Source organism: Paucidesulfovibrio longus DSM 6739, assembly GCF_000420485.1.
GTDB classification, from domain to species: Bacteria; Desulfobacterota; Desulfovibrionia; order Desulfovibrionales; family Desulfovibrionaceae; genus Paucidesulfovibrio; species Paucidesulfovibrio longus.
Genome location: NZ_ATVA01000011.1, coordinates 570411 through 593461, shown reverse-complemented (window position 1 = coordinate 593461; position 23051 = coordinate 570411). Strand labels below are relative to the sequence as shown.

At 65.1% G+C, this 23051-nt stretch carries 18 protein-coding genes and 1 pseudogene; 11 read left to right on the top strand and 8 right to left on the bottom strand.

The genetic code is table 11. The features are described 5' to 3' along the window. Nucleotides 1–110: 110 nt before the first annotated feature. A complete protein-coding gene (asnS, locus tag G452_RS0104540; protein ID WP_022661076.1) occupies nucleotides 111–1475 on the bottom strand; it encodes an asparagine--tRNA ligase in 1365 nt (454 codons plus the stop codon). Between the two features lie 116 nt (nucleotides 1476–1591). Between asnS and ftsY the strand changes: the two genes are divergently transcribed. Both ftsY and G452_RS0104530 read left to right on the top strand, forming a co-directional pair. Then, the gene (gene ftsY / locus G452_RS0104535; protein WP_022661075.1) at nucleotides 1592–2887 is read left to right on the top strand and encodes a signal recognition particle-docking protein FtsY; all 1296 of its coding nucleotides are present in this window, start codon (nucleotides 1592–1594) and stop codon (nucleotides 2885–2887) included. A gap of 19 nt (nucleotides 2888–2906) precedes the next feature. Next, on the top strand, nucleotides 2907–4625 hold the full coding sequence (locus tag G452_RS0104530) for an AMP-binding protein (RefSeq protein ID WP_022661074.1): 1719 nt from the start codon (nucleotides 2907–2909) through the stop codon (nucleotides 4623–4625). Nucleotides 4626–4699: 74 nt separating this feature from the next. On the opposite strand, the gene G452_RS18040 is transcribed toward G452_RS0104530, so the two are convergent. Then, nucleotides 4700–5563: a pseudouridine synthase gene (locus tag G452_RS18040; protein WP_022661073.1), complete on the bottom strand. Its 864-nt coding sequence runs from the start codon at nucleotides 5561–5563 to the stop codon at nucleotides 4700–4702. A 161-nt stretch (nucleotides 5564–5724) separates the two neighbouring features. Here G452_RS18040 and G452_RS0104520 point away from each other — a divergent pair, with 161 nt between their 5' ends. The 7 genes and pseudogenes from G452_RS0104520 to G452_RS18025 form a co-directional block, all read left to right on the top strand. After that, nucleotides 5725–6708 (top strand): ornithine cyclodeaminase family protein, encoded by a 984-nt coding sequence (locus G452_RS0104520; RefSeq protein WP_022661072.1) that lies wholly within the window; start codon nucleotides 5725–5727, stop codon nucleotides 6706–6708. A 9-nt stretch (nucleotides 6709–6717) separates the two neighbouring features. Continuing rightward, complete coding sequence (locus G452_RS18035; protein WP_022661071.1) at nucleotides 6718–7644, top strand: DMT family transporter; 927 nt, start codon at nucleotides 6718–6720, stop codon at nucleotides 7642–7644. Then, nucleotides 7641–11003, top strand: coding sequence for a UvrD-helicase domain-containing protein (locus tag G452_RS18030; RefSeq protein WP_022661070.1), 3363 nt, complete (start codon nucleotides 7641–7643; stop codon nucleotides 11001–11003). Before G452_RS18035 ends, G452_RS18030 begins: the two co-directional genes overlap by 4 nt. After that, complete coding sequence (locus tag G452_RS0104505; protein ID WP_022661069.1) at nucleotides 10993–13956, top strand: PD-(D/E)XK nuclease family protein; 2964 nt, start codon at nucleotides 10993–10995, stop codon at nucleotides 13954–13956. Before G452_RS18030 ends, G452_RS0104505 begins: the two co-directional genes overlap by 11 nt. Before the next feature lie 51 nt (nucleotides 13957–14007). After that, nucleotides 14008–14463: a PPC domain-containing DNA-binding protein gene (locus G452_RS0104500; RefSeq protein ID WP_022661068.1), complete on the top strand. Its 456-nt coding sequence runs from the start codon at nucleotides 14008–14010 to the stop codon at nucleotides 14461–14463. Nucleotides 14464–14491: 28 nt separating this feature from the next. Next, a complete protein-coding gene (gene lhgO / locus G452_RS0104495) occupies nucleotides 14492–15706 on the top strand; it encodes an L-2-hydroxyglutarate oxidase (protein WP_022661067.1) in 1215 nt (404 codons plus the stop codon). Between the two features lie 78 nt (nucleotides 15707–15784). Next, nucleotides 15785–16852 (top strand): annotated as a pseudogene (locus G452_RS18025) (NAD(P)H-dependent flavin oxidoreductase); the annotation flags it as partial. A 474-nt stretch (nucleotides 16853–17326) separates the two neighbouring features. Here the strand turns inward: G452_RS18025 and G452_RS0104485 are convergent. The 6 genes from G452_RS0104485 to G452_RS0104460 form a co-directional block, all read right to left on the bottom strand. After that, entirely contained in the window at nucleotides 17327–17836 is a 510-nt protein-coding gene (locus G452_RS0104485; RefSeq protein WP_022661065.1) for a peptidylprolyl isomerase, read from the bottom strand. Nucleotide 17837: 1 nt separating this feature from the next. Beyond that, nucleotides 17838–18872 (bottom strand): tyrosine recombinase XerC, encoded by a 1035-nt coding sequence (locus tag G452_RS18020; protein WP_022661064.1) that lies wholly within the window; start codon nucleotides 18870–18872, stop codon nucleotides 17838–17840. Next, nucleotides 18847–19818 (bottom strand): GGDEF domain-containing response regulator, encoded by a 972-nt coding sequence (locus G452_RS0104475; protein WP_022661063.1) that lies wholly within the window; start codon nucleotides 19816–19818, stop codon nucleotides 18847–18849. Before G452_RS0104475 ends, G452_RS18020 begins: the two co-directional genes overlap by 26 nt. A gap of 56 nt (nucleotides 19819–19874) precedes the next feature. Next, nucleotides 19875–20711 carry an HDOD domain-containing protein gene (locus tag G452_RS0104470; RefSeq protein WP_022661062.1) on the bottom strand — a complete coding sequence of 279 codons (837 nt, stop codon included), beginning with the start codon at nucleotides 20709–20711 and terminating at the stop codon, nucleotides 19875–19877. Nucleotides 20712–20714: 3 nt separating this feature from the next. Next, on the bottom strand, nucleotides 20715–21098 hold the full coding sequence (locus G452_RS0104465; protein WP_022661061.1) for a hypothetical protein: 384 nt from the start codon (nucleotides 21096–21098) through the stop codon (nucleotides 20715–20717). Between the two features lie 77 nt (nucleotides 21099–21175). Continuing rightward, nucleotides 21176–21448: a TMEM165/GDT1 family protein gene (locus G452_RS0104460; protein WP_022661060.1), complete on the bottom strand. Its 273-nt coding sequence runs from the start codon at nucleotides 21446–21448 to the stop codon at nucleotides 21176–21178. 131 nt (nucleotides 21449–21579) lie between these two features. On the opposite strand from G452_RS0104460, the gene G452_RS0104455 reads away from it, so the two are divergent. Both G452_RS0104455 and G452_RS0104450 read left to right on the top strand, forming a co-directional pair. Then, entirely contained in the window at nucleotides 21580–22038 is a 459-nt protein-coding gene (locus G452_RS0104455; protein ID WP_022661059.1) for a DUF3859 domain-containing protein, read from the top strand. 12 nt (nucleotides 22039–22050) lie between these two features. After that, on the top strand, nucleotides 22051–23040 hold the full coding sequence (locus G452_RS0104450; protein ID WP_022661058.1) for a 2-hydroxyacid dehydrogenase: 990 nt from the start codon (nucleotides 22051–22053) through the stop codon (nucleotides 23038–23040). Nucleotides 23041–23051: the final 11 nt, after the last annotated feature.

The following is a 23051-nucleotide window of genomic DNA, read 5'->3' as shown; positions in this document are numbered from 1 at the left end:
CCGCTCCCCAACGCGGAAACCCCGCGCCCCCTCCCCGCGAAAGGCGCAGAACGCGGAAACGAAAAAGGCCCGGATGACCGGGCCTTGCGTTATTTCATCGGGAAAAGCGCCTAAAATTCGAGATGTCTCGGCGTGCGCGGGAAGGGAATCACGTCACGGATGTTGGTGATGCCGGTGATGAGCATGAGCAGCCGCTCGAAGCCCATGCCGAAGCCCGCGTGCGGCGCGGAGCCGAAACGGCGGGTATCCAGATACCACCAGTAGTCTTCCTTGTTCAGGTCCATCTCGTCCATGCGCGCCTCGAGCACGTCCAGGCGCTCCTCGCGCTGGGAGCCGCCGATCAGCTCGCCGATGCGCGGCACGAGCACGTCCATGGCGGCCACGGTTTCGTTGTCGTCGTTGCAGCGCATGTAGAACGGCTTGATGGAGCGCGGATAATTGTAGACGATGACGGGGCGCTTGAATTTCTCCTCGGAGAGGTAGCGCTCGTGCTCGGTCTGGAGGTCCGTGCCGAAGGTGACGGGATACTCGAAATCCTTGCCGCATTTCTGGAGAATCGCGACCGCTTCCTTATACGGCAGGCGCACGAAATCGTGGTCCAGAATGGTGGTCAGCGTGGACATGAGCTCCTTGTCCACCCACTTGGCGAAGAGGTCCACGTCGTCCGCGCATTTTTCCAGCACCTTGCGGATCACGCCCTTGGTCATGGCCTCGGCCAGTTCCATGTCGTCCTCAAGATCGGCAAAGGCCATTTCAGGCTCGATCATCCAGAACTCGGCCACGTGGCGCGGGGTGTTCGAATTCTCGGCGCGGAAGGTGGGGCCGAAGGTGTACACGTCGCCCAGGGCCAGGGCCATCAGCTCGGCCTCGAGCTGCCCGGAGACGGTCAGGGCGGCCTGCTTGCCGAAGAAATCCTCTTCGATGCTTTTCGCGCCCGGCTCCAGCGTGGTCACGCGGAACATCTCGCCCGCGCCCTCGCAGTCCGATCCGGTCAGGATCGGGGTGTGCACGTACCGGAAGCCCCGCTCGCGGTAGAACTCGTGGATCGCCTGCGCCGCCTCCGAACGAATGCGGAACATAGCGCCGAACTTGTTCGTGCGCGGCCGCAGGTGGGCGATGGAACGCAGGAACTCGTCGGAATGCCGTTTCTTCTGGAGCGGAAAGGCCTCGGCGTCGGCAAAGCCGACCATCCGGACGGTTTTGGCCCGGACTTCCCATTTCTGGCCCTTGCCGGGACTTTCAACCATTTCTCCAGAAACGGCGACCGCAGCCCCGGTATTGATTTTTTCCAGCTCCGCCACGATCTCGGGGGTATGGTCGATGACGGCCTGCACGTTGTTCAGGCAGGATCCGTCATTGATTTCGAGAAAGGAGAAGCCCTTGGAGTCGCGCTTCGTGCGGACCCAGCCTTTGACGACGATTTCGCCCAGGACCGCGTCCGCAGCCAGGACGTCAACAATTTTAACTCGCTTCATGCGCGGGGTTGTATCGCCGCTGAATCGAAATGGCAACAATCTTGCGCAGCGGACGCACCTGGGCTACAACCACCCCGACTCATTTACAGGACTTCGGTCCGACGCAAGGAGAGCGCATGGGCTTTTTTTCGAAACTGAAGCAAATCTGGCAGGGAGACGGCGCCCCGGCCGGACAACGGCAGCCGGCCGCCGAGCCCCCTCGCCCCGAGGACGACGGCAAATGGCGCGAAGAGCTGACCCTGGCCCTGCGCCAGGCAGAGCCCCGGCTCTCGCAATGGCTCGACGCCATTGTCCAGGGAGTGGAGGAAAGAGGTCCGGTTCTTGACGAACGCCTGCTCTTTCTCTTCGAGGCCCTGGACGCGCCGACGCAGGAAGCGGAGGAATTCGTCTCCCGCTTCAACGCCTGGCTTGAGGGCATGGGCTACGTCAAGCTCCGGGACTTCCGCTCCGAGCTGCAATACCGCCTGGCCCTGGCCCTGGATCTGGAAGACGAGGAAGACGAGCGCGACCGTCTCTTCCTGAAGCTCTCCGAAGGCATCTCCAAGACCAAGGAACAGATCACCAAGCGCATCGACTCCCTGATCGCCGGGCACGGCGAGATGGACGAAGCCTTCTGGGAAGAGCTTGAGGAAATCCTGATCATGGCGGACGTGGGCTTCGAGGCCGCCCAGATGCTCATGGAAAATCTCAAGAGCCGCGCCCGCAAGGAAGGCGTCAAGGAAACGGACAGGTTCCGCGACCTGCTCAAGGCCGAACTGGAGTCGATCTTCAAGGCTCCCAAGCGCATCCAGGCCGTGAACCCGCCCGAAGTGGTCATGATGATCGGCGTGAACGGCGTGGGCAAGACCACGACCATCGCCAAACTGGCCCACCGCGCCCAGATGCAGGGCAAGAAGGTGCTCATCGCCGCGGGAGACACCTTCCGGGCCGCGGCCATCGAGCAGCTGGAAGTCTGGGCGAATCGCGTGGGCGCCGGATTTTTCGCCAAGGCCGCCAATTCCGACCCGGCCGCCGTGGCCTTCGAGGCCATGGACATGGCCCTGGCCGGCGGGTATGATCTGCTCTTGCTGGACACTGCGGGCCGCCTGCATACCAAGGCGAACCTCATGGAAGAGCTGGAAAAGATCAAACGGGTGGTCGGCAAGAAGCACCCCGGCGCGCCGCACCGCAGCGTGCTCGTCATCGACGCGACCACGGGCCAGAACGCCCTCTCCCAGACCAAGCTCTTTCACGAGGCCGTGGGCGTGGACGAATTGATCCTGACGAAACTGGACGGCACGGCCAAGGGCGGCGTCGTCGTGGCTGTGGCGCTCCAGTTCAACGTTCCGATCACCTATGTGGGACTGGGCGAAAAGATGGAAGATCTTCGTCCCTTTGACGGACGCGACTTCGCAAAGGCCCTGCTCTCCTGACCCCATGAGGACCGACCAGATGGAAGCACTCGACAAGCTGACCTTGAAGGCGGTTCTGGACCGGAGTGAGCGCTTGTTCACCGACCGTCCCGCCTTGTCGTTCGTGGACGGCGAGCCCATGACCTACGGCGAGTTCGCCGAGCAGGTCCGGGCGCTTTCCGGACTGCTCCACCAGCGCGGCGTCCGCCCCGGCGACCGCGTGGCCATCCTGAGCACGAACATGCCCAACTGGGGCGTGGCCTATTTCGCGGTGACCACCATGGGCGCGGTGGTCGTGCCCATCCTGCCGGACTTCCACGACAGCGCCGTGCAGCACATTCTCCTGCACAGCGAGGCCAAGGCCATCTTCGTGTCCGAGAAGCTCATGGGCAAGCTCGAAGACGTGGAATTCCCGGATCTCGAATCGGTCATTCGGATGGAGGATCTGCATGTCTTTCAGGGCACGGACGTGCGCGAACGCATCCGCGAGAAGGTGCGCGCGGGCCGGGCCCAGCTCGACCGCCTGCGCCAGTACGCCATGGAACGGCTCGACCGCAGGCAGCCCGACATCGACGAGGACGACCTCGCTTCCATCATTTATACGTCGGGCACCACGGGCCACTCCAAGGGCGTGATGCTCTCGCACAAGAACATCGTCTACGACGCCCAGACCACGGCGGACCTCGTGGAGTTCACCCCGGAAGAGCGCATGGTTTCCGTGCTGCCCCTGGCCCACACCTACGAGTGCACCCTCGGACTGGTCATTCCCCTCTTCTACGGCGCGAGCGTGCACTACCTGCAAAAGCCGCCGACCCCGCGCACGCTCCTGCCCGCGCTGGAAAAGGTCAAGCCCACGTTCCTGCTCGTGGTGCCGCTGATCATCGAAAAGATCTTCAAGAACAAGATCCAGCCCAAACTGCGCTCCAGCAGCCTCATGCGCGGGCTGACCAAATTCAAAACCACGGAAAAGGCCCTGCACCGCATGGCCTGCAAAAAGCTGATCAACAGCTTCGGCGGAGCCATCCGGTGCATGTGCATCGGCGGCGCGCCTCTTTCGCCCGAAGTGGAGCGCTTTCTCTTCAACGGCGGCTTTCCCTATTCCGTGGGCTACGGCATGACCGAGACGGCCCCCATGGTCACAGGCGCGGACCCCAGGGAAGTGCGCTTCCGCGCCTGCGGCTATCCCATCCCCGGCGTGGAGATCAAAATCATCAACCCCCACCCGGAAACCGGGGAGGGAGAAATCCTGGTCCGCGGCCCCGTCGTCATGCAGGGCTACTTCAAGGCTCCGCACCTGACCAGGGAAGTCTTTCGGGACGGCTGGCTCAAGACCGGCGACCTCGGCATCCAGGACAAGGACGGCTTCCTCTACATCAAGGGCCGCTGCAAGAACGTGGTCATCGGCGCCAGCGGGGAAAACATCTACCCCGAGGAAATCGAGGCGCTGCTGAACGAGAAGGAATACGTCCTGGAATCACTCGTCTACAGCCACGAGGGCAAGCTCACGGCCCGCGTGCACCTCGACTACGAGCTGCTCGACAAGCTCCACGGCTTCCAGAAGATGATCGAGTCCGAAGTCCGCGACAAGCTCCAGGAACGGCTGGAGGCCCTGCGTCAGGAGGTCAACGGCATGGTTTCCTCCTTCGCCAGGATCATCAAGATCATCGAGCATCCCGAACCGTTCGAGAAGACTCCGACCCAGAAGATCAAACGCTATCTGTATGTGGATCCCAAGGAAAACGGACTCGTGGACACCTGATCCGAAGCATTCGCGCTCTTTCGGCCCCTTGCGGGCAGGCAAATGAAAAAGCGGGCCTCGGCCCGCTTTTCGCTTTACCAGTCCGGCTCGAAAACCGCCTCGAACACGCCCTGCCCGTCCTCGAAGCGCATGCGCCGGTGGTGCAGATGCAGTCTGCCCGCCGCAGGACCGCCGTAGAGCGCGTCGCCCAGCAGAGGATGCCCGATCCCAGCGAGATGTGCGCGGATCTGGTGCCGCGCGCCCCTGCGGATCACGACCCGCAGCAGCGTGAGTTCCGCCCCCGCAGCCGCCTCCCCTGTTTTCGGCGCACGTCCGAAACCGCCCAGCGGCTCCACCCTGGTCCACCGGGCCGGGTCCGGGTCCGTTTCCCGCAGCACGCGAGTGCGCTTGCGGTCCGCCGTGTCCAGCCGGTTTTTCAGCACCGCGCCTTCGACCTCTCCCAGGGCCACGGCCCGGTATTCCTTTTCCACACGGCCTTCGGCCTCCAGCGCCCGAAAGCGCGCCTCGGCGTCCGGCGCGAGTCCCACCAGCAGCAGTCCCGACGTGCCCTGGTCCAGACGGTTCAGCAGCAGGGGCGCCTCTCCCGCAAAAATTCCCGGAAGCTGCTCCTCGGCGCTGGCTCCCCCTCCCCCTGCCAGGGCGGCGGAATGCAGCCCCGCGGGCTTGCGCACGGCGGCGAAATCTCCCTGCCGCGCCACCAGGACAATGCGTTTCTCTTGCGGCGCGTCGCCGCGATCCGGGCCGATCTCAAGCACTTCGAGGCGTTGCCCCAGCCGCACCTTGCAGGCCGGGCCGAACGCCGTTCCATCCAGCAAGACCCGGCCGGATTCGATCATCCGACGCCGCGCCCGCAATCCCGATTCTGGCAGCAGTTCCTCCAGGGCGCGATCCAGCCGTTGCCCGGCTCGTGCGCCGGATATCAGGGTGCTTTTCTTCATCCCGTTTTGGTAACGCCCCTGGCCCGCGCATGCAAGAAGGCTTTACGCGCTGCGGCAAAAGGCCTATTACTGAAACCCTTTAACGGACGTTTTCCGCATCGTGCCAAGGACGGGCCGCGCCTTGCCGGGGTTCCGACCGAAACGCCAAACGGAGGTGACGCATGAGCTTCGAGGTTCTCTGGCTTTCGATGAAAGAAATCGACTCGTTGGGCATCACCATGCCCGAAGTCATGGATGCGGTGGAAAACGGTTTCGCGGCTCTGGGCCGGGACGAGGTCGAGATGCCCGCCAAGATCGGCGTGCACCCGCGCGAAGACTGCTTCGTCCACGCCATGCCCTGCCACGTGGGCGGCGACATCGACGCCTGCGGCGTGAAATGCGTGTCCGGATACCCGCGCAACCAGAAAAAAGGCCTGCCCTACATCACGGGCATCTTCTGCCTGCTCGACCCCGAAACCGGCATCGTCAAGGCGCTCATGGACGCGGCCTGGATCACGGCCTGGCGCACCGGAGCGGCCTCCGGAGTCTATGCCCGCCACTTCGGCGATCCGGACTCGGAAACCGTATCCGTGGTCGGCCTCGGCGTGCAGGGCCGGGTCAACCTCCTGGCCATGGCCGAGGTCTTTCCCAAGCTGAACCGCGCCCAGGTCTTCGACGTTTTCCCGGCCCAGGCCGAGCGCTTCATCGCCGAGATGCAGGCCAAGCTGCCCGACGTGGAGTTCGTGCCCTGCAAGGACGTGCTGCCCTGCGTCACCGGAGCCGACGTGGTCGTGACCTGCACGCCCATCGTGGAAGCCCCGGAACGCTTCATTCCCCGCAACTGGCTCAAGGAGAGCGTCCTGGCCATTTCCGTTGACTACGACTCCGCGTTCCAGGCGGACGTCTTTGCCGAAAACTTCACCGTGGACAACCGCAACCAGTATCTCTGGACCCAGAACCAGGGCGGCTACTTCCAGAACGGCTACCCCGACGCCGGCGGCATCTACGCGGACATGGGCGAGATCTGCTCCGGCCTGCGCGAGGGCGTCCGCGAGGGGCTGCGCGGCGCGGTGCTCATGGGCATCGCCAGCCACGACATCATGACCGCCGCCCTGATCCACGAAAAGGCCGTACGACAGAACCTCGGCATCAAGCTGGAACTCTAGGGAGCATTCGTGAACCTGCGCGGTTGCCTGTACGTCCTCGCGGCGGCCTTCATGTGGGGGCTGATCGGACTCATCTCCACGTTCATCTTCGCCGAGGGCGTCGGCCCGCTGGAAACGGCGTTCTGGCGCGCCGTGTTCGGCTGGGTCTTCTTCCTGGCCCACGCCGCGCGCAAACGGCAGGTCCGGGTTTCGCCGCGCGACGCGATGCCTCTCCTGCTCTTCGGGCTGGTCTGCATCTCCGTGTTCTACGGCGCGTATCAGGTCGCCATCAGCGAGGCGGGCGTGGCCCTGGCCGCGGTGCTGCTCTACACGGCCCCGGCTTGGGTCGCGCTGCTCTCCTGGCTGGTGCTCCGCGAGCAGCTGACCCCGCTCAAGCTGGCCTGCGTGTTCATGACCATCGCGGGGGTGAGCCTGATCAGCCTCGGGCCGCAGCTTTTCGGCGACGGCGGCGGAATCCGGCTCGACGCCTTCGGACTGGCTGCCGGCCTCGTTTCCGGATTCACCTACGCCCTCTATTACATCTTCGGGAAGAAATACCTTTCGCGCTACGCCACGCCCACGATCTTCGTCTATGCCATGCCCGTGGGCGCGCTCACGCTGCTGCCCTTCGTGCAGTTCAGCCACAAGACGCCCACGGCCTGGCTGCTCCTGGTCGTCCTGGCCGCTGTGACGTCCTACGGCGCCTTCTCGGCCTACTATGCTGGGCTGAAGCGCCTGGAAGCCACGCGGGCGGCGGTGCTGGCAACCTTCGAGCCCCTGGTGGCGGCGGTGCTGGCCTATATTTTCTTTGCCGAACGTTTCGGCGTCTGGGGCTATGCGGGCAGCGCGCTGATCATCGGCGCCGTGTTCCTGGTGGTGGGCGGCGGCCTGCGCGGCGGCTCGACCCAGTCCCCGGACCGGACCGTGACCGATCAGATCGGGGGAGAAGAGACGTGAGCTCCGAACTGAAGCAGCTCAAGGCCTCGGCAGGCTCCGGCAAGACCTTCAGCCTGACCCGGCGTTTTCTCGACCTGCTGGGCGGAGCCAACGAGACAGAGCCGGGCTACGTCTGCCGCCGGGCGGCTCCCGCCGGGCATTCCTGGCCGGAAATCCTGGCCGTGACCTTCACGAACAAGGCCGCCGCAGAGATGAAGGAACGCGTCGTGGGCTCGCTCAAGCGCACGGCCCTGGACCTCCAGGACGGCCAGCGCGCGGACTGGTCCCCAAGGCGCGCCCAGGAAATGCTGGAGCGCATTCTGCGCCGCTACCAGCAACTGAACATCCGGACCATCGACAGCCTGCTCAACCTGCTGCTGCGCATGTTCGCCCTGGACGCGGGCGTGCCCCCGGACTTCGAACTGGTCTTCGAAGACGAGGAACTCTTCGACGCGGTGCTGGAGCGCTTCCAGGCGGCCTGCCTGGAAGAAGGCTCGCAGGAACGGGAACTGCTCGAAAAGGCCCTGGAAACCCTGCTCCGCCAGGAACAGTCCGAGGGATTCTGGGTGGCGGACAAGATCCGCGAACGACTGCGCAAGATCATGCGCCACCTGCGCGCTTCGGAAGGCGGATTCTGCACGGACCAGAACGAGCTGGCCGAGCTGCTGACCAAATCCCACGGCTCGTTCCAGCGCGCGGCCGAGGCCGTGGAGAGACGTGTCGAGTCCAAAAAGCTCCAATGCAGCAAGAACTTTCAGAATTTTCTGGGAAAATGCCGTTCGACGCAGCTTTTTCACGAGCCGCCCTCCAGCGCCTACGCAAGCAAGGAAAGCCTCGCGGACGGGATGCTCAAAGCCTCCAAGCCTCTGGTCGCCGAAGAGGACGACATTCTCTACTTCCGGCTCAAGGAAACCTTGGCCCGCTATCAGCGCGAAAACGCCATCATCGGCGGGGCATACAAACTCGCGCCCTGCGTGCTGCTGGCCGAGCGCCTCGCCGGAGAGCTGGAACGCATCGAACGCGACCGGGGCCAAATCCTCGGACTAGGCCTGCCGCGCATGGTCCGCAGGCAGCTTGAGGAAGGCGGCGGCGCTCCAGACGCTTTCTGCCGCCTGGGCGGGCGGCTGCACCACCTGCTCGTGGACGAATTTCAGGACACCAGCCGCGACCAGTGGGCCGCAGTCACTCCGCTGGCCGAGGAATGTCTGGCCAAGGGCGGCAGCCTTTTCTACGTGGGCGACATCAAGCAGGCCATCTACGGCTGGAGAGGCGGCGACGCGAGCCTCTTCGACGAAATCCGCGTCCAGCCGGGACTTGCCGAAGTGGCCGAGATCAACGAAGCGGACCTCCTGCCGCACAACTGGCGCAGCCTGGACCGCGTGGTGGCCTTCAACAATTTTTTCTTCACGCGGCTGGCGGATGAAGACCTCAACGCCATGCTGGCTGCGCGCTGCCTGGGCCGCGATGCCGAGGCCGAGAACGTGGCCGCGCTGGCCCGCGCCCTTTCCGGCGAATTCCGCGACGCGCACCAGTCCATGCCCGTAAACGCGGACACGGGCGAGATGGAAGCGAGGAAACGCGGCGGCTACGTGCGCGTGGAGCGCCTGCCCGGCGCGGACGACCGCGAGGAGCTGGAGCAGCAGGCTCTTGAAGCCATGACCCAGCGGCTGCTGAAAAACGTGCGCCCGCGCCGTCCCTGGGGGGACGTGGCCGTGCTGGTACGCTCCCATGCCCACGCCGCCCTGGTCTGCGATCGTCTCGTGGCCGCCGGAGTGCCCGTCATCACGGAGAACAGCCTGCAACTGGACCGCCATCCCGTGGTGCGCCAGCTCGTGGCCCTGCTCAATTTTCTGGAAAGGCCGGACGACGCGCTCTCCCTGGCCGAATTTCTGCTCGGCGCGGAGCTTCGCCCGGAAGGGATCGGTCCCAGCCCGGAAGCCATGCAGGAATGGCTGGCCGGGTTGAGCGGCGAGGCCGTGCGGCTCCCGCTCTGGAAGGCCCTGCGCAGGGCCTTCCCGGATTTTTGGCAGGATCAGATTCAACCCTTCGCCCGCAAATCCGGCCTGCTCACGCCTTATGACCTCGTAGCCGAAATGCTGTCTTTCTTCCGCGTCTTGGAGCGCGCGCCCGGAGCGGAGCTCTACGTGCGCCGCTTCCAGGAGGTGGTCCACAGGGCGGGCGAACGCGGCATGGGTTCTCTTTCCGCATTTCTCGATTTCTGGAAGCAGAGCAGCGGCGAGGAAAAAGTCCCCCTGCCCGAAAACGTGGACGCGGTGCGGATCATGACCATCCACAAATCCAAAGGCCTTGAATATCCGGTCGTCTTCGCCCCGTTCCTGTACTGGCCCTGGCCCGCGTCCCCGGACCTGGCCGAGGTGGACCTCTACGGCCGGCGGATGCTCACGCGCATGATCGCCGCCCTCGGTCCGGAATACCAGGCCGAACTCCGGCGGCGGACCCTGGAAGACCTGCACCTGCTCTACGTGACCTGGACCCGCGCGCGCGAAGAGCTCTACGCCTATTTTCCGCAGGAGCGCCCCCGCCAGAAGAGCCCGGCCACGGACGCCATCGAGCTGGCCGTGGCCCTCCCCGAAGACACGGACATCTTCGAGTACGGCACGGAACCGGACGCGGCTGCGGAGCGAGCCGAGCCCACGCAACGACCGCCCGACGCCGAAGGCCAAGACGTTGCGGAACCCGGCGGGAGCGCGTCGCCGGAGGCCGCGCCCGGCAAGGACATTCCTCCCGCCGACAATCCCGACAACGGCGCTGTCGGGGGCGATGCGGACGAGCGCCCGCCCTCCTGGCAGGCCCGGCTGCGCGTCTACCGCCACATGGAGCGCGAAGTGGCCGATCTTTCGGCCCGGCTGCGCGGCGACGTGGCCCACAAGACCATGGAGCTGCTGCGGCTTCACGACCGGGATGACGAAACGACCCTCGCCCTCGCCGCCCGGCATGCGGCGGAAGAGGCGCAGTTCCAGTTCCCCATCCTGGCGGCCGTCCCGCCGGAAGAGCGCGAAGCCCTGCTCAAGGACGTGCGCGAAATGGCGCTTTGGGCGCTCTCCAGGCCGGAGCTGCGCACGGCCCTGGCCGAGGGGCTGCGCGAACCGGACATGGTGGCCGCGGGAGACGGCGAGGACGCCACTCGGATCAAGCGGCCCGATCTCGTGCACTTCGGGGCCGCCGAAACAGTGGTTCTCGAATTCAAGACCGGACAGCGCGACCCGGCCCATGCGATCCAGCTCGCGGCCTATCTGGAAATGCTCGCGGCCTGGGAACCCCAGGTTCCGGTGCGCGGGCTGCTGGTCTACCTCGACCTGCGCGAGACCGAAGCGGTGACCCGATCCGCACCGCGAGGGGGGCACCAGCATGCAGAATAACCGCACCTTTCATCTCGTGGACTGGCGAGGAGACTTCATCCGCGAGATCGGGCTGTTCCTCGCGGACCGCGACCCCCGCAACGTCAGCGTGGTCTTCCCGCATCGACGGCCAGCTCTCTATCTCAAGCGCTTCTTCGCCACGGAGCCGGGCCTTGACCGCCCGCGCATGCTGCCGGAGATGCTTTCCTTCGAAGAACTCGTCGCCAAGCTGCGCCGGGGGCTGGAAGCCAAACCGCTCAAGCCCGCCCGCAAGCTGGACCAGGCCGCCCTGCTCTACGACATCGCCGTGCGTCTTCGCTCGGACCAAGGCGGCCTGCTGGCCGAGCTGCCCCTGGAGCGCGAACGGTTTCTGCCCTGGGGGCTGCGGCTGGCCTCCCTGCTCGAAGAACTCCTGCGCCAGGGCATCGAGCCCGGCGACCTGCGCCACCTCGAAGGCGAGGTCATCGACTGGGCCGCCGCCCTGCTCGAACATCTGGACGCCTTCCACCGCGAATATCTCCACGGCCTGGAGGAACGCGGCTGGTCCACTCCGGGACTGGATTGCCGCCGGGTCATGGAACGCCTGGCCGGGAATGCGGACGCGGCGCTGGAAGAAATCCTGACCGACCGCCGGGGGCGTGACCGGAGGGAAGTGGTCTGCGCGGGATTCTACGCTCTTTCCGGCGCAGAAGACGCCATTTTCCGCACCCTCTGGGAGCGCGACCGCCTGCATGTCTTCTGGCACTCCGATCCGGCGCTGGCCCTGGGCGGCCCGGCCCATCCCTGCACGGCGGAACACCGCGCCTGGCTGCGGGATTGGAGCGCCCGCGCCGAACTCCACGGCGAGCAGCCCCCCCGCGAGCGCGCGCCGGAAATATCCTTCGTGGAAGGCTTCGACCTCCATTCCCAGCTCTCGGCGCTGCGCGCCGAACTGCTCCGCGACCCGGACGCGGCGGACACCTCCATCGTCCTCCCGGACGAGGGCGCGCTTCTGCCCGTGCTGCACCACCTTCCGGAGCACAAGGAAGTCAACGTCTCCATGGGCTACCCCCTGGAACGAACCGCTCTCTACCAGCTCGTGGAAACCGTGCTGCGCTGCCGGGAAAACCGCGATGCCCAGGGACGCTACTACTGGCGAGATCTCGTGGAGCTGGTGCGGCATCCCTATCTGAAGATGCTCCGCGCGGAAGGCGGCGCAGGAGAGACAAAAGGCCCCGGCCTGCGGCAGGTGCTTTTCTGGCTGGAGAACGCCATCCGCTCGGACGAACCCATGCAGGATCCGACGCAATGGATTCCGCCGTACGGGGAAGCCCCCCTCGACCGCCTTCAGGGAGCGGAGGCCGCAGCGGTGGAAGCCCTGCGCCGCGAGCTTCTGGACGCCTGCCTCACCGGCTTCGGCCGGGTCGAAACGCTCGCCGACCTGGCCGAGGCCCTGCAACGGCTGGCAGGCCTGCTCCTGCGCGCCGGAAAACATCTCTGGAAATCCTACGTCACGGACGCGGAATACCTGGCCCGCCTGCTCACGAGCGTGATTCCGCAACTGCTGGACACGGCCCTGAGCCGCGAGCCCCTGGGCAGCGGAACGCTCTTCGCCCTCTTTCGCCAGATCTGCCGCGCGGAGCGCGTCTCCTTCGAGGCCGAACCCCTGACCGGGCTTCAGGTCATGGGCGTTTTGGAAACGCGGCTCCTGCGCTTCCGCCGCCTGTTCGTGCTCGACGCGGTGGAGGAACGTCTGCCCGGCTCCAGTCCGGTGGATCCGCTCCTGCCCGATCCGCTGCGCCACCTGCTCGGCCTGCCGGACGCTCGCGAGCGGGACAACGTCTCCGCGTACAACTTCCATCGGCTGATCATGGGATCGAGCCAGGCGGTCCTGCTCTATCAAAGCGGCGTGCAGCCCGGCGCGCTGGAAGGCAAGAGCGTCCGCTCCCGCTACGTGGAGCAGCTGCTTTGGGAAAAGGAAAAGGAGCTGGGCAAGCTCGTGGAGCCGGGAGACGGACCGCCCCTGACGGCGATCCGCTTCCGTTCCGATCCCGTGCGCCACGGGCTGGCGGAGATCCGCCGCACGCCCGCGCTCCAGGCCCTGCTGGAAACCCGGCTGGACGAGAAGGGTCTCAGTCCGTCGCAGCTGGAGCGGTATCTGCTCTGTCCCAAGCTCTTCTTCTATCAGTACATGACGCCGCTGCGGCCTCTGGAGGAAATGGACGAGGACGGCGACCGCGCCGAGTTCGGAACCGTGGTCCACGAGGCCCTGCGGGATTTCCTTCTGCCCCATCTGGACGCGCAGGTCGGCGAGGTGGACGTTTCGAGCCTGGACGCCGCCGAGCTGGCGCGTCTCTTTGAAACGGGCCTGTCGCAGAGCGCGTTTTTCCCGCGCATGCCCCTGGATTCGCGCCGAGCGCTGCTGGAAGCGGGCACCCTGCGCCTGCGCCAATTTCTCGCCAGCCAGGGCAAGACCAGGATTCTCGAACTGGAACGCCCGGCCCAGGGCCGCATCGACCTGGACGGAAGGACCATCCGCCTGAAAGGCCAGCTGGACCGCGTGGACCGCCGAGCCGAAGGGGTCGTCATTCTCGACTACAAGACCGGCGGGGTGAAACGCCCGCGCCGGGGGTTCTGGGACGACGACGAGCTCTGGCGGCGAATCGACCTGGCCGACCCGGCGGACCGCGCGCTGCTCCCGGACCTGCAACGCTCCGCGCGCGGCATTCAGCTCCCCGCCTACCTGCGGATGTACCTGGACGACCGGGGCGAGTCCCCGTATGATGCCGCCTGGGTGCAGCTCGCCAAGGACGGCAGGGAATGCTGTCTCTTCCCCGAGAAATGGACGCCGGAAGAACGTCTGGAAGCGGTGCGGGAACAGTGCTCCCTCCTGCTTCGGGCCGTGGCCGCCCATCTGGTCGGATGTCCGAGCTTCTTCCCGGTGGAAGGACGCCACTGTGATTTTTGCGATTATCGCGGGCCCTGCGGCAAATAGCCGCACAAGCCCCAACATCATGAAATCAGGCGACTTGTTAGGAGAAAGGATATGAAATACGCCGAGGGACGCACGGGCCGGGTCTTCGTGCTCCGTCTTGAAAGCGGGGACCGCATGCCGGACACCGTGGAAAAATTCGCCCAAGAGCACGACATCGCCAGCGCTGCCTGCTGGCTGCTCGGCGGCATCGGCTGCGGCAATCTCGTGGTGGGACCGGAAGACACCGCGGAGAGCGGCGACCAGCTGCCCCCGGTGCCCATGCTCCACGAAATCCAGGGCGTGCACGAAGCCGCCGCCGTGGGCACGCTCTTCCCCAACGCGGAAGGCTCCCCCCGCCTGCACATGCACACCTCCCTCGGTCGCGGCGGCGTGGCCCGCACCGGCTGCATCCGCCCCGGCATCGACGTCTGGGGCGTGGCCGAAGTGGTCATCCTGGAACTGCTCGACCTGAACATGCGCCGCAGGATCGACCCGGCTACCGGCCTGGAGATGCTCCATATTCCCTGAACAAGCGCGGAAAAAAAATAGAAGGAAGATGAAGAACAACATGACGGCGCACGACCACGCCGCTGAAATCGTCATTCTCGGAGCGGGCATCGTCGGGCTGACCCTGGCCCGCGAACTGGTGCGGCGCGGCGCGAAGGACATTCTCGTGGTGGACAAGGAGGGCGAGCAGGGCCTGCACGCCTCCGGGCGCAACTCCGGCGTGCTCCACGCGGGAATCTACTACGCGCCGGGCAGCACCCGCGCCCGCCTTTGCCTCAAGGGCAACCTGGCCATGCGCGACTACTGCGAGGAGCGGGGCCTGGCTATCCTCAAGCGGGGCAAGGTCATCGTGGCCCGCTCCGATTCGGAAATTCCCGCCCTGCTGGAACTGCACAAGCGCGCCCTGGCCAACGGAGCCGCGGTGGAACTCATCGACGCGAGGCAGCTCGCCGTCCTGGAACCCAACGCCCGCACGGCGGGACAGGCGCTCTATTCGCCCCAGACCGCCCAGGTGGACCCCAAGGAAGTCTTGCGCAGCCTGACCCGCGAACTCGGCCAAAGCGGCAAGGTGCGCTTCCTCTTCGGGGCGGCCTTTCTCTCCGCCCTTGGTCCGCGCGCCATGCGCACCACACGGGGCCGGGTGGCCTACGATACGCTCGTCAACGCGGCGGGCGCCCACAGCGACAAGGTCGCCCGGTACTACGGAGCCGGTCAAGGATATCAGCTCGTCCCGTTCAAAGGACTTTACAAAAAACTAAAAGCGGAACACGCTCATTTGGTGCAGGGTAACATTTATCCCGTGCCGGACATCCGCAACCCGTTCCTCGGCGTCCACTTCACCCGCTCGGTACACGGCGACGCCTACATCGGCCCCACGGCCATTCCGGCTTTCGGCAGGGAAAACTACGGTGTACTGAAAGGCATCGACGCCGAAGCCCTGCCCATAGCCTGGAGAGACGCGGTGCTCTTCTTCCGCAATCCGAAGTTCCGATCCGTAGCCTTGACCGAGCCGCGCAAATATTTCTTTCAGGCCTTTTTCAACGACGCCCGCAAGCTGGTGCGACAACTGGAGCCGGAATGGCTCGAGAATTCGCCCAAAGTGGGCATCCGGCCCCAGCTGGTGGACACCAGGACCAACGAGATGGTCATGGATTTCGTCGTGGAGAAGAAAGGTTCGGGCGTGCACGTTCTCAACGCCATCTCCCCGGCCTTCACCAGCTCGCTGGCCTTTGCCGAGATGGTCGCGGAAAAATTTCTTGCCTGAATCAGGACAAGCGGGTATTCACTCACCCGCAAACAGCCTGAAAGGCGTTTCGAGCAACCTTACACGGAGAATTGATTCATGAGCCTTCCCAGCCTGCACATCGGCGATCTCGTAGCCCGGCTGCCCATCATTCAGGGCGGCATGGGCGTCGGCATCTCCCTTTCCGGGTTGGCGTCCGCTGTCGCCAACCAGGGCGGAGTCGGCGTCATCGCCACCCCCATGATCGGCATGTACGAGCCCGACCGCGCCACCAACCCCGAAGAAGCCGACCTGCGCGCCCTGAAAAAGGAAATCCGCAAGGCGCGCGAAATGACCAACGGCGTCCTCGGCGTGAACATCATGTGCGCATTGACCAACTTCGCCGAGCTCGTGCGCACGTCCGTGCGCGAGGGCATCGACGTGATCATCGCCGGGGCCGGGCTGCCCCTGGACATGCCCGCGCACCTGCCCGAAGAACTCAAGGGCAAAATCCACACCAAACTCGTGCCCATCGTCTCCTCCGGCCGCGCCGCCACCTTGATCTGCAAGAAGTGGCTCAAGCGCTTCAACCGCCTGCCGGACGCCTTCGTCGTCGAAGGCCCCAAGGCCGGCGGCCACCTCGGCTTCAAGCGCGAGCAGCTGGACGATCCCGAATACGCCCTTGAAAAGATCGTGCCCCAGACCATCGAGGCGGTGCGCGAGTTCGAGACCATCGCCAAACGTCCCATCCCGGTCATCGCGGCCGGTGGCGTCTATTCCGGAGCGGACATCGTACGCTTCCTGGAGATGGGCGCCGCGGGCGTGCAGATGGGCACCCGCTTCGTGGCCACCGAGGAATGCGACGCGGACATCGAGTTCAAGATGGCCTTCGTCAACGCCAAGAAGGAAGACATCCGCGTCATCCAGAGCCCGGTTGGCCTGCCCGGACGCGCCGTGGGCAACGCATTCCTGGACAAGGTCCAAAGCGGCCAGCTCAAGCCGCACAAATGCCCCTACAAGTGCCTGGCCTCCTGCCCGCAGGAAGAAGGCCCCTACTGCATCGCCAAGGCGCTGATGAACGCCAAGCGCGGCATTCTCAAGCACGGCTTCGCCTTTGCCGGGGCCAACGCCTACCTCGTGGACAAGATCGTCACGGTCAAGGAACTCTTCGCCTCGCTTTCGGAAGAAGCCTGCCGCTACAGCGCCAGCCGGACCGCCCGCTATGTGGAAAACGCCAGGCACTGCCTGGAGCAGTTGCAGGGCAATGCGGCCCGCTGCAAGCTCAGCGCGCGCAAATATCTGGAGCAGGCCCAGGAAGAGGCGGCCCGCCGCACCCAGAGCGCCAGGCAGTACCTGGAGCAGATGCACGGCAACGCCGCCCGCTGCAAGGAAGGCGCGAAGCTGTACCTGACGCAGGTCCAGGAAGGGGCTGTCCGACGCAAGGAAAACGCCCGCCAGTACCTGACGCAGGTCCAGGAAAAGGTCAGCAACACCTTGCAGGACTGCATGCCGGACCGGCTCCAGTCCGACACCGAATAACACGGCGCTCCAAGCTCCCGTACGCAAAGCCCCCTGTCCGCAGGGGGCTTTTTTTGCGCGAAAGAAAAAGGCCCGCCGCCTGAGCGCCGGGCCTCTCCCTCGATCGGAAAGCGTTTTCCGAGGCTAGACCTCGAAGCGACGCGCCGAATTGATGGTCACCAGGTCCACGGGAACGTCGGCGTGGTAGCCCACGGTCTTGGTGCGGACCTTCTTGATCTTGTCCACGGTCTCCATGCCCTCGGCGACCTTGCCGAAGACGCAATATCCCCAGCCTTCGGGGGTCTCGCTCTTGAAGTCCAGGAAGGCGTTGTCCTTGACGTTGATGAAGAACTGGCTGGAGGCGGAGTGCGGAGCCTGGGTCCGGGCCATGGCCAGGGTGCCCAGCTCGTTCTTCAGGCCGTTATTGGCCTCGTTCTCGATGGGTTCATGGGTTTCCTTCTCCTTCATCATCACGTTCATGCCGCCGCCCTGGATCATGAATCCGTTGATGACGCGGTGAAAGATCAGGCCGTCGTAAAATTCCTCGTCCACATAGCGCAGAAAGTTGGCCACCGTCTTGGGGGCCTTGTCCTCAAAAAGCTCGATGAGGATATCGCCGTGGGACGTTTCCATCAAAACCATGGGGTTGGACATCTTATTCTCCTTTTTTCTCAGGGGTCTTGCCGCCCTTTCCGGGACGTTCGTCAACGGAGCCGCCGCCCTGACCGTCAGGGTCGCCGGGCCGGTCCGTTTCGCTCCCGGACAACGGGTGCGCCCGGTCGTATACCCTCATGACGTGCTGCAAGTCCAGACTCGTGTACCGCTGGGTCGTGGAGATGCGCTCATGGCCGAGCAGCTCCTGCACGTCCCGCAGGTCGGCTCCGGCCTGAAGCATATGGCTGGCGAAGCTGCCGCGCAGCATGTGCGGGTGCACGCTTTGGGGCAATCCCGCGGCCTTGGCCAGGGAGGCCACGATGCGCGCCGCCTGCCTGCGGTTCAGGCGCCCGCCGCGCGCGCCGAGAAAAAGAGCCCGTTCCGCCGGGTCGGCGACAAGCTCATGCCGACGGCGCAGCCAGGCGCGCAACCTTTCGGCGCTGGCGTCGCCAAGCGGGCTGAGCCGTTCCTTGGAGCCCTTGCCCATGACCCGGATCATGCCCGAACCGGGGTCCACGTCGTCCACGTCCAGGCCCAGCGCCTCGCTGATGCGCAGGCCGGATCCGTAGAGCAGTTCCGCCAGAGCCAGGTCGCGCAGGCCCTCGGCGTCTTCCGGCACGGGAGCGTCGACCACGGACACGGCCTGATCCACGTTCAGGGCGCGGGGATGGTGGCGCTCCTGCTTGGGGTTGCGGACTCCCTGCGTGGGATCGGCCGCGAGCACGCCCTGGCCGTCGAGGTAGCGGAAAAAGGCGCGCAGGGAGGAAAGCTTGCGGCTGACGGAACTCTTTTTCACGCCTTGCCGGTGGAGCCGGGCCAGCAGGCCGCGGACATGGTCCTTACGCACTTCGTCGAAGCGGTCCAGGTCGAGCCCGACGCTGCGGAGGTACTCTTCGAACTGGACGAGATCGGTGCGATAGCTGCGCAAGGTGGCCGGAGAATAGCCCTTCTCCACGCCGAGCCAGGCGATGAAGCCGCGCGCGACTTCGGAAAGGCCGCCCGTGCCGCGCTCAGGCCCTGCGCTGGTCGATGACATAGCTGCTCCCTGGATTTTCCTTGGCCTTCTTCTTCAGCCCGGCGGCGATGGTGGCGGCTTCGCCCGCATGCTTGAGCTTGCCGCCGTGGTTCAGGACCACGGCAATGGAAACGGCCATGAACGGGAAATAGCAGGCATTGCCCTTGCGGTCCGTGGAGCGGATGCCGCCCTCCTTGCGGTCGGCCTGGTCATAAAACCCGCGAACGATGCCGTCGAAGGCCGCGATGATCCGGCGGCAGACCTCCTCGGCACGCTTTTCGGCCACGATGAACACGAAGTCGTCGCCGCCGACGTGCCCCACGAAGGAGAGTTCGCGCTTGTCCCGCACCACGTCCCGCACGGTGTTCACGATCAGCCGCGCGGTCATCATCAGGACTTCGTCCCCGCGCGAAAAGCCGTACTTGTCGTTGAAGGACTTGAAGTGGTCCAGGTCCACGTATCCCAGGGCGAAGGCCTCCTTGCGCTCCACGAGATCCTGGGTGCGCTGGATGATGCTCGTGTTGCCGGGCAGCTTGGAAAGGGGGTTGGCATCCAGGGCGCGCAGGGCGCGCAAGAGCGTCAGATTGATGCGGTCGCGCGCCTCGGCGGCCATGAAGGGGCGAAAAAGAAAATCGTCCACCTCCACTTCGTTCCAGTCCCAGGGATATTCCATGTCCTCGTGGTCGAGGCAGAGGATCACGGGCAATTGGCGATAGACGTTCTCGGCCTTGACCAGGTTGGCGAGCTGCGCCCCGGTCATGTCCGGCAGACGCTGGTCCGCGAGCAGCAGGTCCGGCGGGTTTTCAAAGAGCATCTCCAGGGCGTCCGTGGCGCGGCTGAAATGCACGAACTCCATGCAGCCGGGCCACCAGAGCTGCTCCAGCAGACGCAGCAGCTCCGAATCGACCGTGACGAGGAAGATTCGTTGGGGATGATTGAAATAACAGGGGGAGACGCGCGCATCCATAAGTGATTACTAGCACCGTGTCCGGGGTGCGGTCAAAAAGAACGGCTGCGCCGGGGTCAAAAAGTCAATTCCGAGATGTCCAGGAAACTCTCGGCCAGCTCGTCCATGATCCGTTCCAGGTCGGCCATGCGCAGGCCCAGGGTGTTCACGGCCTTGGGCGAAAGGTAGGAGATGTGGTCGTCGCCCGCGTTGCCGAACTCGAAGGCCCGGACCAGAAAATCGCTGACATGCACGGCGGCGGTGATTTCCGGATAGTTCTGCGCCGATTCCGGCTTGTGGTGCCAGGCCATGGCCTCGCGCAGGTTGGCGGGCAGCCGCCAGTGCCGCCCCAGCCAGGAATTGATGCGGTCGTGCCCGAAGCCCATGATTTCCTTCTCGGCCTGGTAGAAGGAAATGTCCCGGGTGCGCACGGTTTCGGAGATGCGTTCGAGCATTTCCGGCAGCTGCACGGCGGCCACGACCTTGCCCAGGTCGTGCAGCAGTCCGGCCACGGCGAATTCCTCCGGCTCCTCGTATCCCGCCCGGCGGGCCACGATGCCGCAGGCCGTGGCGCAGCCGAGGCTGTGCTGCCAGAGTCCCTTCATGGCCGCCTGCATGATGTCGAAGACCGAAGTGGATATGATGATGCCGCGAATGACGTTGAAGCCGAGCAGCACCAGGGCGTGCTGGATGGAGCTGATCCGGCCGGGAAATCCGTAGACCGGGGAGTTGACCATCTTCAGCACTTTCGCGGAGAGCACCTGGTCGCGCGAGATGGCCTTGGAAATCTGCTCCGTGGAGGAATCCGGATCCTGCACGAGCTTGGTCACCTCGTCGAGCACGCCGGGCAGGGTCGGGAGATCCTTGACGGCGAGCACCTGTCCCTTGACGAGCGTCTGAAGGTCTTCCTGCATGGCTTACTGCTCCTCTCCGGACTCGGCATCGGCAGCGTCGAGCGCTTCCCGCTCGGCAGCCTCGGCCGCGGCCTGGGCAGCCGCCTTGAGACGGAAATAATTGGCCAGGAACGCCTTGACCTTGCGCATCCACTGATCCTTCTCATAGGCCCGGAAAAGATGGTCCAGCCGGGCGAGGCGCTCGTCGAAGGCGGTGGTGCCGCCGCCATCCATGCGCACGGGGTTCCCCTTGACCACGACGCGCTCGATCTTCATGCCCTCCAGACGCCGGATCAGCGATTCGGTCAATTCGAATCCCTCGGCCACGACGGTGATGCCGTTCTCACGGGTGACCGATCGGGCCAGGATCATGCCTGGTTTGGCGAGCTTGAGCGGGATCTTCTGCATCGTTCTGGGCCTTTGGGTAGTGAAGCCGAGAATAGGGAATCTGCGGGTTCAGGGCAATCCCTTTTTTCTTCGGATGGCTAAAGCTTATCGAACCAGATCAGGCCGCCCATGACCACGAAGCCGACGGCAGCGACCTTCTTGATCAGGTTCTGGGGCACATAGTTGCAGATCAGCTGGGCGAACATGACCCCAAGGAAACTGACCAAAACCAAGGCCAGAGAGGCCCCGAAAAATACGGCCCAGGGCTTTTCCGTACGCGCGGCCATGAGCACGCAGGCGAGCTGCGTCTTGTCTCCCAGCTCGGCCAGAAAAAGCGTGCCGAACGCGGACAAAAAAAGTTTCCAGTCCATGTCTACCTCACGGGTGTTTTCTCCGTCCAGGACGGACGCGCGAACATGCCACGTTCGGCTCCGAATGGCAAAGAGTCTTGATCTCGCGGCCCCGGCGTCCTACGATGCCCTCACCCAAAAAGGAGGACGTCATGCGCGCAATGCTTTCCACTCTGCTGCTGCTCGCCGCACTTTCCGGCGCTGCGGCGGCCGGGGCGGCTTCGCTGGTCCAATTGGATCTCATCGATCACGGCATCCTGGCCAGCGGAGACGGGCTGGCCGGAAAAGAAGTCCGCATAGCCCAGCGCACAGAGCGGATCCCCGGCCGCGAAGGCCTGGCCTTCGGCGTGACCTTCCGCCTGACCGGTAGCAAGGACGGGGCGGACGTCGCCTACCAGACCGTCATCAGCTTCCGTCCTGCGCGCGGAGCCGAGGACGGCTCGCCGCGCCCGCGCATCGCCAAGACGCACCACACGCGCATCGGGGCCGAAGAGGCCCTCTGGCACAGGCTCACGAAGGAACAGGCCGCCGTGCCCGGACAGTGGCTCCTGCGCATCTCCCAGGGAGGGCGCGTGCTGCTGGAAAAGATTTTTTTGGTCGAACCGGAATAAACTGGAGCAAAGATGACCCTGCCGAACGTCTTCGTCACGAGAAAGATCCCTGAAAACGGCCTGGAACTGCTGCGGAGCCGGGCCAAGGTCCGCGTCAGCGACCAGGACCGCCCCCTGACCCGCCAGGAGCTGCTTCTGGCGGTGCGGGAAGCGGACGGCGTCATCGGCCTGCTCAGCGACCGCATCGACGCGGAATTCTTCGACGCGGCCTCCCGGCTGCGGGGCTACGCCAACTACGCCGTGGGCTACGACAACATCGACGTGGCCGAAGCCACCCGGCGCGGCATTCCCGTCTCCAACACCCCGGACGTGCTGACCAAGGCCACGGCGGAGCTGGCCTGGGCGCTGATCTTCGCGGCGGCGCGGCGCGTGGTGGAAACCGACGGCGTGATGCGTTCCGGACTCTGGCCGGGCTGGGGACCGCTGCAATTCATCGGCGCGGACGTCTCCGGCAAGACCCTGGGCATCGTGGGCGCGGGCCGCATCGGCACGGCCACGGCCATGATGTCGCGCGGGTTCGACATGCGCGTGCTCTACCTCGAATCCCCTTCGGGCCGCCGAAATCCCGCCCTGGACGACACGCTCGGCGCGGAGTGCGTCCCCTTCGACAGGCTGCTCGCGGAGTCGGACTTCGTGAGCGTCCACTGCCCGCTCACGCCGGACACGCGGCACCTGTTCGACATGGACGCCTTCCGCAAAATGAAGAACTCCGCCGTGCTCGTGAATACGGCGCGCGGTCCGGTGATCAAGGAAGACGATCTGGTGCGGGCGCTGCGCAGCGGCGAGATCGCCGCCGCAGGACTCGACGTGTATGAAAACGAGCCGCGCATGGCCGAAGGCCTTGCCGCCCTGTCCAACGCCGTGCTGCTGCCCCATGTGGGCTCGGCAACGCGCTCCTCGCGCGAGGCCATGGCCGATCTGGCCGCGCGCAACCTGCTGGCCATGCTTTCCGGCCAGAAGCCGCCCACCTGCCTGAATCCCAAAGTTCTGGGCTTATCCTGAAACGCGAAAGG